The sequence below is a fragment of the Sinomonas atrocyanea genome, from assembly GCF_030812675.1.
GTDB classification, from domain to species: Bacteria; Actinomycetota; Actinomycetes; order Actinomycetales; family Micrococcaceae; genus Sinomonas; species Sinomonas atrocyanea_B.
Window position 1 is genome coordinate 801,303 of the sequence record NZ_JAUSTE010000001.1, and the last position, 11,566, is coordinate 812,868.

At 73.2% G+C, this 11,566-nt stretch carries 13 protein-coding genes and 1 tRNA gene; 7 read left to right on the forward strand and 7 right to left on the reverse strand.

What is annotated here, in order from left to right; genetic code table 11:
- Positions 1–22: 22 nt before the first annotated feature.
- Entirely contained in the window at positions 23–421 is a 399-nt protein-coding gene (locus tag J2W20_RS03730) for a VOC family protein (RefSeq protein ID WP_307004647.1), read from the reverse strand.
- A gap of 146 nt (positions 422–567) precedes the next feature.
- Here J2W20_RS03730 and J2W20_RS03735 point away from each other — a divergent pair, with 146 nt between their 5' ends.
- Genes J2W20_RS03735 through J2W20_RS03745 form a run of 3 tightly spaced genes read left to right on the forward strand, consistent with a single transcriptional unit; the run spans position 568 to position 3,517 of the window.
- Positions 568–1,602: a DNA-3-methyladenine glycosylase family protein gene (locus tag J2W20_RS03735; protein WP_307004649.1), complete on the forward strand. Its 1,035-nt coding sequence runs from the start codon at positions 568–570 to the stop codon at positions 1,600–1,602.
- A gap of 21 nt (positions 1,603–1,623) precedes the next feature.
- Entirely contained in the window at positions 1,624–2,814 is a 1,191-nt protein-coding gene (locus tag J2W20_RS03740; RefSeq protein ID WP_307004651.1) for an SLC13 family permease, read from the forward strand.
- Between the two features lie 31 nt (positions 2,815–2,845).
- Positions 2,846–3,517, forward strand: a complete 672-nt coding sequence (locus tag J2W20_RS03745) for a hypothetical protein (RefSeq protein ID WP_307004652.1) — start codon at positions 2,846–2,848, stop codon at positions 3,515–3,517.
- Between the two features lie 77 nt (positions 3,518–3,594).
- Here the strand turns inward: J2W20_RS03745 and J2W20_RS03750 are convergent, their stop codons facing one another.
- Positions 3,595–5,295, reverse strand: a complete 1,701-nt coding sequence (locus J2W20_RS03750; protein WP_307004654.1) for an AMP-binding protein — start codon at positions 5,293–5,295, stop codon at positions 3,595–3,597.
- A gap of 34 nt (positions 5,296–5,329) precedes the next feature.
- Between J2W20_RS03750 and J2W20_RS03755 the strand changes: the two genes are divergently transcribed.
- Positions 5,330–5,608, forward strand: a complete 279-nt coding sequence (locus J2W20_RS03755; protein WP_307004656.1) for a putative quinol monooxygenase — start codon at positions 5,330–5,332, stop codon at positions 5,606–5,608.
- Positions 5,609–5,683: 75 nt separating this feature from the next.
- On the opposite strand, the gene trxA is transcribed toward J2W20_RS03755, so the two are convergent.
- The 3 genes from trxA to J2W20_RS03770 form a co-directional block, all read right to left on the reverse strand.
- Positions 5,684–6,061, reverse strand: coding sequence for a thioredoxin (trxA, locus tag J2W20_RS03760; RefSeq protein WP_066499745.1), 378 nt, complete (start codon positions 6,059–6,061; stop codon positions 5,684–5,686).
- Between the two features lie 122 nt (positions 6,062–6,183).
- On the reverse strand, positions 6,184–7,452 hold the full coding sequence (locus tag J2W20_RS03765) for an MFS transporter (protein WP_307004659.1): 1,269 nt from the start codon (positions 7,450–7,452) through the stop codon (positions 6,184–6,186).
- On the reverse strand, positions 7,449–7,898 hold the full coding sequence (locus J2W20_RS03770; protein WP_307004661.1) for a MarR family winged helix-turn-helix transcriptional regulator: 450 nt from the start codon (positions 7,896–7,898) through the stop codon (positions 7,449–7,451). The genes J2W20_RS03765 and J2W20_RS03770 overlap by 4 nt, the downstream gene beginning before the upstream one ends.
- A 124-nt stretch (positions 7,899–8,022) precedes the next feature.
- Between J2W20_RS03770 and J2W20_RS03775 the strand changes: the two genes are divergently transcribed.
- The gene (locus J2W20_RS03775; protein WP_307004663.1) at positions 8,023–9,093 is read left to right on the forward strand and encodes a glycosyltransferase; all 1,071 of its coding nucleotides are present in this window, start codon (positions 8,023–8,025) and stop codon (positions 9,091–9,093) included.
- A 38-nt stretch (positions 9,094–9,131) separates the two neighbouring features.
- Positions 9,132–10,166, forward strand: coding sequence for an NAD-dependent epimerase/dehydratase family protein (locus tag J2W20_RS03780; RefSeq protein WP_307004665.1), 1,035 nt, complete (start codon positions 9,132–9,134; stop codon positions 10,164–10,166).
- Positions 10,167–10,248: 82 nt separating this feature from the next.
- On the opposite strand, the gene J2W20_RS03785 is transcribed toward J2W20_RS03780, so the two are convergent.
- Both J2W20_RS03785 and J2W20_RS03790 read right to left on the reverse strand, forming a co-directional pair.
- A tRNA-Tyr gene (locus J2W20_RS03785) sits at positions 10,249–10,330 on the reverse strand.
- Positions 10,331–10,436: 106 nt separating this feature from the next.
- Positions 10,437–10,772, reverse strand: coding sequence for a hypothetical protein (locus J2W20_RS03790; RefSeq protein ID WP_307004668.1), 336 nt, complete (start codon positions 10,770–10,772; stop codon positions 10,437–10,439).
- Positions 10,773–10,957: 185 nt separating this feature from the next.
- On the opposite strand from J2W20_RS03790, the gene J2W20_RS03795 reads away from it, so the two are divergent.
- Positions 10,958–11,443 (forward strand): YajQ family cyclic di-GMP-binding protein, encoded by a 486-nt coding sequence (locus J2W20_RS03795; RefSeq protein WP_307004670.1) that lies wholly within the window; start codon positions 10,958–10,960, stop codon positions 11,441–11,443.
- The last annotated feature ends 123 nt before the right edge of the window (positions 11,444–11,566 follow it).

An 11,566-nucleotide genomic window follows, 5' to 3' on the forward strand; every position in this document is an offset into this window, starting at 1 on the left:
CGCGCCCGGCCCGCCAGGACCGCTAGCCGGCCTCCGCCCTGCGGGTCTCCCACAGCCCCAGGACGTTGCCCTCGGTGTCCTTGAAGTACGCGGTGAAGCCCATCTCTCCTACGGGCATGCGCGGGAGGACCGTGGAGCCGCCGAGGGACTCGATCTTCGCCAGGGCCGCGTCGATGTCCTCGACGTCGATGGTGACCACCGGCGCGGACGACGGCGCCTGGGCGCCGCGCGCGAACATCCCGCCGTTGATCGAACCGGCCTCTGCCGGCCTGCCCTGCTCGTCCAGGGGCGTGGTCCCCACCAGGGTGTACTCCATCTCCGGCAACGGGTTGATCTCCCATCCGAACGCTTCGGCGAAGAACCGGCGGCCCCGCTCCACGTCATCGAGTGGGATCTCAAAATGGACGACTCCTCCGGCCATGGCGCTGCAGTCCTTTCGTGCTCGTGGGAAGCCTGCTCTCAATGGAAGCCTCAGGCAGTCGGATTGTCGCCCCGCGGGCGCGCACGGGCTAGGGCAGAAGGACACACCCTCCGGCTTCTGTCGGCGGCCCGTGGCATGATGCTCCGGTGACTCTCGCTCCCCCACCGCCTCGGACCGCGGCGCCTGCCGCGGCACCTGCTCCGGCCCCGGCCGCGGGCGGCGCCGGGCCCGGGCACGCGGACGCCGAGGGCGTCTGGGAGGCCCCCGAGCACTACTCCCTGGCTGCGACCTGGTTCCCCCTCCAGCGGGGGGACGGCGACCCGTGCTTCGCGCCGCATCCAGGCGGCCTCTGGGCAGCCTTCGCCACCCCGGAGGGCCCCGCCGCCCTCCTCGCCGTCCACCGGCGCGCGGCCGGGCGCCCCGGAACGGTGACGGTGCGCGCGTGGGGCGAGGGGGCGGCGTCGGCCGTTGCCTCGGCGCCCGCGATGCTGGGGCTGGACGACGACTGGTCGGCGTTCGACGACGAGGCCTTCCTCGCCGGGCTCCCCCGCCTGGTGCGGGAGTCGAGGCGGCGCCATCCCGGCTTCAGGCTGCCGGCCACGGGGCGCGTCGTGGAAGCGCTCGTGCCCACCATCCTCGAGCAGAAGGTCACGACCCTCGAGGCGCGGCGCGCCTACCGGTACCTCGTGCGCCGCTACGGCACGCCCGCGCCCGGTGCCGGGCGGATCGCGCCGGCCGGCCTCATGGTCGCCCCGGACGCACGGGCCTGGCTCGGGGTCCCCTCCTGGGAGTGGCACCGGGCGGGCGTCGGGCCGCAGCGCTCCGACACCGTCATGCGGGCGCTGCGCTCCGCCGCGGCGCTCGAGCGGCTCGCCGCCCGGACGGCCGCCGAGGCCTCTGCGGCCCTGCAGACCATCCCCGGCATCGGCGTGTGGACCGCGGCGGAGGTCACGCAGCGCACCCACGCGGACCCCGATTCGATCTCGGTGGGCGACTACCACCTCGCCCACTTCGTCGGCTACGCCCTCACCGGCGCCCGGACCGACGACGCCGGCATGCTGCGCCTCCTCGAGCCGTGGCGCGGCCACCGGCAGCGGGTTGTGCGGCTCCTCGGCCTCTCGGGCGTACGGGCCCCGCGCTATGGGGCGAGGATCACGATCCAGGATCACCGCCGGCACTGAGGCTCCCCCTAGACTGTGCCCATGCCCTTGGCCGTCGTCGGAGCCCTCCTGCTCGTCCTCGGCGCCGCCGCTGCGGCCGTGGGCATTCTCCCCTGGCCTGCGGTCGGCGCCCTCGCCGAGCGCGTGGGTCCCATCCTCGCGTTCGTCGCCGCCATCACGGTGGTGACCGAGCTCCTCAACGCCGCCGGGCTGTTCGAGTGGATGGCCTCCTACTTCCGGCGTTGGGGCCGCGGGCGCGTCTGGGTGCTGTGGCTGCTCGTGGTCGGCCTGTCCCTGGCCGCCACGGTGTTCCTGTCCCTCGACACCACGGCGGTGCTGCTGACCCCGATCGTCGTGGTCCTCGCCAGGCGGTGCGGGCTGCCGCCGCTGCCCTTCGCGCTCACCACGGTGTGGCTGGCGAACACGGGCTCACTGCTGCTGCCGGTCTCGAACCTCACCAACCTCCTGGCCCTGCACGCGCTCGGATCCGTGTCCCCCGGCGAGTTTGCTGCGCGGATGGCGCTGCCCGCTCTGTGGTGCGCGGCGGTGCCGGTCGCGGCGGTGGCCCTCGTGTTCCGCCGCGAGCTCGCCGGGCGGTACAACAGCGTCCGGCTGGGCCGCGTCCAGTCCGCTCCGAGCGATGGCGGCACCGCCGCGACCGCGACCGACCCCGTGCTGCTCGGCCTCGGCGCCGGCGTCCTCGCCCTCCTCCTCCCGGCCCTCGTGACCGGAGTGCCGGTGTGGATCCCGTCCACGGCGGCGGCCCTCGTCCTGCTCGTCGCCTTCGGCGCACGACGCCGCGGGGTGCTGAAGTGGGCGCTCGTGCCGTGGCAGCTGCTCGTCTTCGCCGCCGGCCTGTTCCTCGTCATGGAGGCGCTCCAGTACGTCGGCGCCCGCGAGCTCGCGGCCGCGGCGCTCGGCACCGGCGACGGGCCCGGCAGCCTCGTGCGGGTCGCCGCGGTGGGCGCGGTGGGAGCGAACGTGATCAACAACCTGCCCGCGTACCTCGCGTTCGAGCAGGCTGCGGGGGGCCCGGCGAGGCTCGCCGCGCTGCTCGTCGGGGTCAACGCCGGCCCGCTCGTGGCGCCGTGGGCGTCCCTGGCCACGCTCATCTGGCACGAGCAGCTCCGGCGTCTCGGCGTGGGGATCTCGTGGTGGGGGTACGCGGCGGCCGGCGCGGTGCTGGTCCCGCTGATGGTGGTCCCGGCAGCGCTGCTCGCCGCACTCGGGTGACCCGGGCCTGGGCGCGTGAGAGGATCGGCGCATGGTCACCCGCGCAGAGCTTGACGGAGTGCTCGAGGCCGGCGGACGGCTGATCGGCGCCGACGGCACAGACCTCGGCTCCATCGACCAGATCGTCCTCGACGCCTCCGGCGCCGCCCCGGCCTTCGTGTCCGTCCGGGCCGGCTTCTTCGGGATCACCCAGCGGTTCGTGCCCCTCGACGGGGCGAGCGTGGACGGTTCCGCGGTCCGGGTCGCCTTCGACGCCGACGCCATCCGGTCCGCCCCGCGCGTCGCCTCCGACCGCGGCGGCCTGAGCGAGGACCAGGCGGCCGAGCTCCGGGGGCACTACGGCCTCACCGCGGACTCCGGCACCGCCGAGGTCACCCCACAGGACGCCGAGGCCGGGTCCCCCACCGCCGAGGTCTGGCCGCCGGACGCCGAGGTCACCCCGCAGGACGGCGAGGTCGGGCCGCCGGACGCCCCCGTCCCGGACCAGGCAGCTGGGCCGCCCCATCCCGCGCCTCCCGCGCCAGACCGGCGTCCGGCCGCGCGCCCTCCCCGTCCGGAACCGCCTCACACTGGGACCCCGCCGCACCACCCCGGGCCGCCCCGCCCCCGGCCGCCGCACCCCGGGCCGCCGGCGCCCCCGCACCCGGGTCCAGGGCACCCAGGACCGGCCGAGCGGCCGGGCCCACCGCCGCCGCCGGCCTAGTTGCCCACCCGCGAGGTCAGTTACCCGCGGGTGACCTCGCGCGCCCACGGGGCGACCTCGCGCCGGGCTGTGGGGGCTCAGCGGGCGCCGAGGCCCAGCCTGGCCACCGCCTCCTCGCGCATCTGCACCTTGCGGACCTTCCCCGAGACCGTCATGGGGAACGACTCCCGGATGTCCACGTAGCGCGGCACCTTGTAGTGCGCCAGCTCGCCCCGGCAGTACTCCGCGACGTCCTCGGCGGTGAGCGGCTGCGCGCCGGGCCGGAGGATGATGCACGCCATGAGCTCCTCGCCGTAGGTCGCATCCGGCACCCCGATGACCTGGACGTCCTGGATGGCCGGGTGCCGGTAGAGGAACTCCTCGATCTCGCGCGGGTAGATGTTCTCGCCCCCACGGATCACCATGTCCTTGATCCGCCCCTCGATCATCACGTAGCCGTCCTCGTCCATGCGGGCGAGGTCGCCCGTGTGCATCCAGCCGTCCGCGTCGATGGCCTCGGCCGTCTTGTCCGGCTGGTCCCAGTAGCCGGCCATGACGGCGTAGCCGCGGGTGCACAGCTCGCCGATCACCCCGCGCTCCACGGTCTCGCCCGTCAGCGGGTCCACGACCTTGCTCTCGAGGTTCGGCATGGTCCGCCCCACGGTGCCGGTGCGCTGGGCGAGCGAGTCGCCGGCGCGGGTCATGGTGGAGACCGGGGACGTCTCGGTCATGCCGTAGCAGATGGCCACCCCCTCCATGTGCATGTCGGCGATGACGCGCTCCATCACCTCGACCGGGCACGTCGAGCCGGCCATGACGCCCGTGCGCAGCGTGCCGAGCCGGTACGAGGCGAAGTCGTCCAGCGCGAGCTCGGCGATGAACATGGTGGGGACGCCGTAGAGGGAGGTGCCGCCGAAGTCCTGGACGGCCCGCAGGGCCGCGTCGGGCTTGAAGCCCCGGCCCGGCAGGATCGTGGCACACCCGTGCGAGTACGCCGCGAGGTTGCCGATCACCATCCCGAAGCAGTGGTAGAACGGGACCGGGATGACCACCCGGTCCTCCGGCGTGTAGCCGAGCAGTTCGCCGATCGCGAACCCGTTGTTGAGGATGTTCCGGTGCGTGAGGGTGGCGCCCTTGGGGAAGCCGGTGGTGCCGGAGGTGTACTGGATGTTGATGGGATCGTCCGCCGTCAGTGTCGCCGCCCGCTCCTCGACCGCCGACGCCGGCACCTCGGCCGCGCGGGCCACGAGCGCAGCCCAGGTCGTCTCGCCGTCCGACGCCGGCACACCGGGCTCGAACGGGGCCTCGCCCGGGGCGTGGGGCGCCGGCAGGAACACGAGCTCGCGCAGATCGGGGCACTCGGCGAGCGCGTCGCGGGCCAGCGCGACGTACTCGCTCGTCCGGTCGCTGGGGGCGACGACGAGCATGCGCATGCCGTTCTGCCGGACCACGAACTGCAGCTCGTGGGCCCGATAGGCCGGGTTGACGTTGACGAGGATGGCGCCGATGGCGGCCGTCGCGTACTGGACCACGGTCCATTCGGCGCAGTTCGGGCTCCAGATGCCCACCCGGTCGCCCTTCGCCACGCCCGCGGAGAGGAGCCCGCGGGCGGCGGCATCGACGTCGTGAGCGAGCTCGGCGTAGGTCCAGCGGCGGGCCGCGTCCGCGCGGCCGTCACCGGCTGCCTCCACGAGGGCCTCCCGCTGTGCGTGCTGCCCCGCGGTGCGGGCGAAGTTCGCCCCGATGGTCTCGTCGAGCAGGGACATCGTCGTCTCGCCTGCCGTGTAGGAGCTGTGCATGGATGAAAGCTACCAACTCGGTAGGCTGGCGACCATGACTGATCCCGTGCGCCTGCAGGCGACCTTCATCCCCAACGAGGGCGAGTTCTTCCGCGTCAAGCTCGCCCTCGACATCGCGATCGAGGAGGTCCAGCGCGAACCGGGCTGCCTCCAGTACGAGGTCACGGACGAGTCCGAGGACCGGATCGTCCTCTCCGAGCTCTGGGCCTCCGAGGAGGACCTCGACCGGCACTCGAAGGGCGTGGCGGTGCAGGACCTCAACGAGTCGCTGAGTGCGCTCCTGGCCCAGCCGGTGAAGATCGAGCGCCTCTAGCCTCCCGGGACGCAGGAACGGCGCCGCCCCCAGCTGCTGGGAGCGGCGCCGTTCTCGCGCCGGCGGAGCGGTGCGTCAGTTCTGCGGCCCCTGGGCCTGCGCCTCGGCGACCTTCTTGTGGACGTCCTCCATGTCGAGGTCCTTCACCGCCGTGATGACCTGCTCGAGGGCAGAGGCCGGGAGGGCGCCGGGCTGCGAGAAGACGAGGACCTTCTCGCGGAACGCCATGAGGGTCGGGATCGAGGTGATGTTCGCCTGGGCGGCCAGCATCTGCTCGGCCTCGGTGTCCACCTTGGCGAAGACGACGTCCGGGTGCTTCTCGGACGCGGCCTCGTAGGTCGGGGCGAACTGCCGGCACGGGCCGCACCACGACGCCCAGAAGTCCACCAGGACGATGTCGTTCTTCTCGATGACCTCGGCGAAGTCTTCGCCGGTGACGTTCTTCGTTGCCATGCCGCGCTCCTTGCTCTCTGTGCGGGTCCCCTGCGGGGTCGGTATGGAAGTCTCAACGATACCCGTGGGGGTTTCATTCCCAGGGGTCCGCGCTCCCCGCCTCCTTCCCCGTGGGCCGAGGCTCAAACCGCCGCGGGCTCGTGCGCCTGGACGTACTTCCTGCCGCCGAGGGCGATCGCCATCGCGACCATGAGCGCCACGGCGGAGGCGTAGAACGGGACCGGCGCGCCATAGGTCTCGCCGAGCCAGGTGGCGATGAAGGGGGCGAGGGCCCCGCCCATCCAGCGCACGAAGTTGTAGCCGGCGCTCGCCACGGGCCGCGGCGCGTCGGAGACGCCCATCGCGAGCTCGGTGTAGACGGTGTTGTTGATGCCGAGCAGCGCTCCGGCGACGATCGTCAGGACCACCACGGCGGGGACGGCGTGGGCGGCCGCGGAGACGGCCATGCCGACCAGGACCAGGGCGAGCCCGGCGAGGGTGCCGGCGAGGACCTTGACGTCGCCGAAACGGGCCTGAAGCTGCGGGGCCACGAAGACCGAGCAGAGGGCGAGGGCCACGCCCCAGCCGAAGAACACCGCCCCGATGCCGTAGGCGCCCATGCCGAGGATGAACGGCACGAAGGCGAGCACGGTGTAGAAGCCGAAGTTGTAGAAGAACGCGCTGCCGGCCACCGAGCGCAGCCCGGCGTGGCCGAGGGCCAGGAGGGGATCGCGGAACCGGGTCTTCTTCGCCGAAGGCCGGGTCTTCGGGAGGGTCGCGAGGATCGCGATGAAGGCGATGGCCATGAGCGTCGCGGTGCCGAAGAACGGCATGCGCCACTGCCAGCCGCCCAGGAGCGCGCCGGCGAGCGGGCCGAGCGAGAGGCCCAGGCCGAGGGCCGCCTCGTAGAGGATGATGGCCGTGGACGTCCCGCCGGAGGCGACCCCGACGATCACCGCGAGCGCTGTCGCCACGAAGAGGGAGTTGCCGAGGCCCCAGCCGGCGCGCCAGCCGATGAGCTCGGCGACGCTCTGGCTCGTGCCCGACAGGCTCGCGAAGACCACGATGAGCGCGAGGCCGATCAGGAGGGTCTTCTTGCCGCCGATCCGGGAGGACACCCAGCCGGTGACGAGCATCATCACCGCGGTGACGAGGAAGTAGCTCGTGAACAGCAGCGAGACCTGGCTGGGGCTCGCGTCGAGGTTCTGGGCGATCGCGGGCAGGATCGGGTCCACGAGGCCGATGCCCATGAAGGCGAAGACGGAGGCCGCGGCCGTGGCCCAGACGGCCTTGGGCTGGCGGAAGAAGGAGGCCTTCTCGGCCTCGAGCGTCTCGTGCGGGGCCGGGCCGTGCTGGGGCGCGGGCGCTGAGTCGGAGTGGGATTCGGGCTGGACGCCGGTCTCGGCGGTCATGCAGGCAGCTCCTGGTTCTTCATCACGTACTGGTTGATCTTGTCCATCACGGGCAGCGCGGCCGCGAGGGCGGCGCGCTCGCCGTCGCTGAGCGTTGCGAGGGCGGCGGCCATCCGCTCTGTGCGGCGGGTGTTGGCGCGCTGCGCCGTCGCGTCGCCCTCGGGGGTCCGGCGGACGACGACGGCCCTCGCGTCGCGCGGGTCGCTGCACCGCTCGAGGAGCCCGGCCTTCTCGAGCCGGGCCACCTGCTCGGTGGCCGTGGGCACGCGCACGCCGAGGTTCTTGGCGATGGCGCCCATCCGCAGGCCCTCGCCGGCGACCATGTTCAGGACGCTCAGCTGGGCCGCGGAGAGCTCTGAGAGCTCGTCGAGCCGCCGGGCCATGTAGGTGCCGTAGCGGATGGCGTCCCGGAAGGCCTCGGCCAGCGCGGCAAGCTCCTCGTTCATACTTAGGTACCCTAATAGTTAGGCACCCTAAAGTCAAGGTCGCCCGCCACGCGGCTCGACCCGGGCCGCCCTCCCCCGTAGCATGGCGCGCGTGAGGGCCGGCCCCGGCCCGCGGAAAGGGACCGTGGCCAGATTCCTGTTCGTGACGTGGGACGGCGGCGGCAACAAGGTCCCGGCCGTGGCCCTCGCCGAGGAGCTCGCGCTGCGCGGCCACGCGGTCAGCGTGCTGGGCGACGGCCCACAGGCCCCGGATTTCGCCGCCCCCGGGCTCCGCTTCGCCTCTTTCTCCACGACCCGGACGTTCCCCTCCGGGTCCACTCCCCTGGACATGGTGCGGATCGCGTCCGATCCCGCGATGCGGCGCGATACCCTCGCGGAGCTCGCCGCCCACCCGGCCGACGTCATCGTGGTGGATGTGGCCCTGTTCGGGGTGATGGACGCCCTGCGGCGGGCCGGGCGCGAGTACGTGGTCCTCGAGCACACCCTCGACGGGGTACTCCGCCGGGTGCTCCCCTCCCTCGACGCCGTGCTGCGCGTGCGGGGGCTGCGGGTCCTGCGCCTGCTCAACGCCGGCAGGCCCGTCCTGGCGCCGACGATCCCCGAGCTCGACCGGGGCCACGGCGACGTCGTGCACCTCGGCCCCATGGTCCGCGCGGTCCCGGCGCGGCCCGCCGTGCCGACCGTGGTGCTCTCCCTGAGCACCGCCCCGTACCCGGCCCTGGTGCCCACGTGGCAGCGGGTGCTCGACGCCGTGGAGGGCCTTCCCGCCCGGGTCGTGGCGACCCTGGGCTCGGGGCTGGCCGCCGGGGCCCTGAGGATCCCCGCCGGCGTCGAGGTGCACGGCTGGCGCCCGCACACCGACCTCCTTCCGGAGGCCTCCCTCGTGGTCAGCCACGGCGGCCACGGCACCGCGGTGGCCGCGCTGGCCCACGGCGTCCCGCTGCTCGTGCTGCCGCTGGACCGGGCCACCGACCAGCCGTGGATCGGCGCGGCGGTCCAGCGGGCCGGCGTCGGCCGCCGCCTCTCCCGGTCGGCGCGGCCGGCGCGGATCCGGGCGGCAGTGGAGGAGCTCCTCGCGGACGGCCCGCACCGCGGCGCGGCCGCCCGGATGGGCGAGCGCGCCCGCGCCCTCGACGGGCGCACGCGCGGCGCGGACGTGCTCGAGATGGTTGCCCGGAGCGCCGAGCGGGAATGAGCAGCAGGACAGCGACCACCATGACGCTAGGAGCAACCATGCGCATCGCCATCGTCGGGGCCACGGGGAACGTGGGGACCGCGCTGCTGAGGACGCTGGCCGCGGCGGGCGGGCACGAGCTCGTCGGCGTCGCCCGGCGCGCTCCGGACCCGGGCGCCGAGCCCTACCGGAGCGCCTCGTGGCACCAGGTCGACATCGGATCGCCGGACGCGGTCCCGGCCCTGCGGACCGCCTTCGGGGGGTGCGACGCCGTGGTGCACCTCGCGTGGATCATCCAGCCCAACCACCACCAGGACGACCTCCACCGGGTCAACGTGGAGGGCAGCTGGCAGGTCTTCGAGGCGGCGGCCGAGGCCGGAGTGAAGCACCTCGTCTACGCGTCCTCGGTGGGAGCCTACAGCCCGGGGCCCAAGGACGAGCGCGTCGACGAGTCCTGGCCCACCGGGGGCCTCCACACCTCCCACTACAGCCGGCAGAAGGCCGCGGTGGAACGGCTGCTGGACCGCTTCGAGGCCGACCACCAGGACATCACCGTGGCGCGGCTGCGGCCGGGCCTGATCTTCCAGTCGAGGCAGGCGTCCGAGGTGGGGCGCTACTTCCTGGGACGGTTCATCCCGCAGCAGATCGCGCGGTCACGGGTCCCGGTGCTCCCGATGCCGCCCACGATGGTCTTCCAGGCCGTCCATGCCGAGGACGTGGCCGACGCCTACGCCAAGGTGCTCACGGCCCGGGCCCGGGGGGCGTTCAACGTCGCCGCCGAGCCCGTGCTCGACCCGACCACCTTCCCCCCGGTGCTGGGTGCCAAGAAGTCGGTGCCGCTCCCCGCCGCCGTGCTGCGCGCCCTCGTGTGGCTGTCGTGGAAGCTGCGGGTCCAGCGCACCGATCCGGGCTGGATCGACATGGCCGTCCAGGTCCCGATCATGGACACCACCCGGATCCGCTCGGCGCTGGGCTGGGAGCCGCGCCGCTCCTCGCAGGAAGCCGTCACCGCGGTCCTCGGCGGCATGCAGGAGGCCTCCGGCGTCCCCGCCTCGGCGGCGCTGCGGCCGGGGGACCAGGCCGCCGAGAACTGACGCCGCCCACACACAGGAGAGCCCGCGCCCGGAAACAGCCGAAGGGCCCGCCCTCATTCATGAGGCCGGGCCCTTCGTTCGGTGGCAGATGAGGGATTCGAACCCCCGTAGGCAATGCCAGCTGATTTACAGTCAGCCCCCTTTGGCCGCTCGGGTAATCTGCCGAACGCCACGCCGCGCAACGAACGGCCAAGCCGTGTTCCGCGGTGCGAGCAAGACAACCTTACAGAACATTCGCCCACGCGTCGAATCGTCCCGGGTGCCCCGGGATCAGGCGGTTCCGGCGGCGGGTGCGCCCTCGCCGTCGCCCGCCTGGGACGCCTCCTCGGAGGCGATGGCGCGGGCCACCTGGGCCTCGAAGAACGCCGCCTGCTCGTCGGTGATCTGCCTCAGTGCCACGGCCCGCGCGAGGTCCGCATGCACGCCGTCGAGCCGTGCGGAGGCCGCGGGAGCCGGGGACATCGCGATGCCGGCGGCGAGGGTCGCGGCGGCGACCACTCCCCCGGCCGCTGCGGCGGCCCTGCCGGCGATCGACTTCTTCGGTGCTGCATCGTCCGGCGCCTTCGCCGGAACCCCGTTGTCGGAGCGTGGCGCGTTCTCCGCCATGGATCCTCCCTCGCGAGCCTTCAGTGGTACCAACGCTCGCAGTTCCGCTTGCGATCCGACTGGGCTTCGGCTGTGAGTGAACTGTGGGCGTTCGGCGGCGCCGGCCGCATATTACCCGGGTCCGCGGGGGCCCAAGCGGCTAGGCTGGGTGGCAGCATCCAGACCCGTCCAGCCGGAGGTTACCCATGGCAGATTCGACGTTCGACGTTGTCAGCAAGGTCGACAAGCAGGAGGTCGCCAACGCCCTCAACCAGGCGCAGAAGGAGATCGCCCAGCGCTACGACTTCAAGGGCGTGGGCGCCGAGATCGACTTCAGCGGCGAGAAGATCCTCATGAAGGCCAACGCCGAGGAGCGCGTCAAGGCGGTCCTCGACGTCTTCGAGTCCAAGCTCATCAAGCGCGGCATCTCGCTGAAGTCGCTCGAGGCCGGCGACCCGTTCGCCTCGGGCAAGGAGTACCGCATCGAGGCCTCCATCAAGGAGGGCATCTCGCAGGAGCATGCGAAGAAGATCTCCAAGCTCATCCGCGACGAGGCCCCCAAGAGCGTCAAGGCCCAGATCCAGGGCGACGAGCTCCGTGTCTCCTCGAAGTCCCGCGACGACCTCCAGTCCACCATCGCCCTGCTCAAGGGCTACGAGGACGTCGACCTCCAGTTCGTGAACTTCCGCTAGGAGGCAGGCGGGCACGACGTCGGGGGGGGGGCCCCCCCCCGGGGGGGGGGGGCGGGGGGGGGGGGGGGGGGCGGGGCCCCCCCCCGGGGGGGCGCGGGGGGGGGTGGGGGGGGGCGGGTGGGG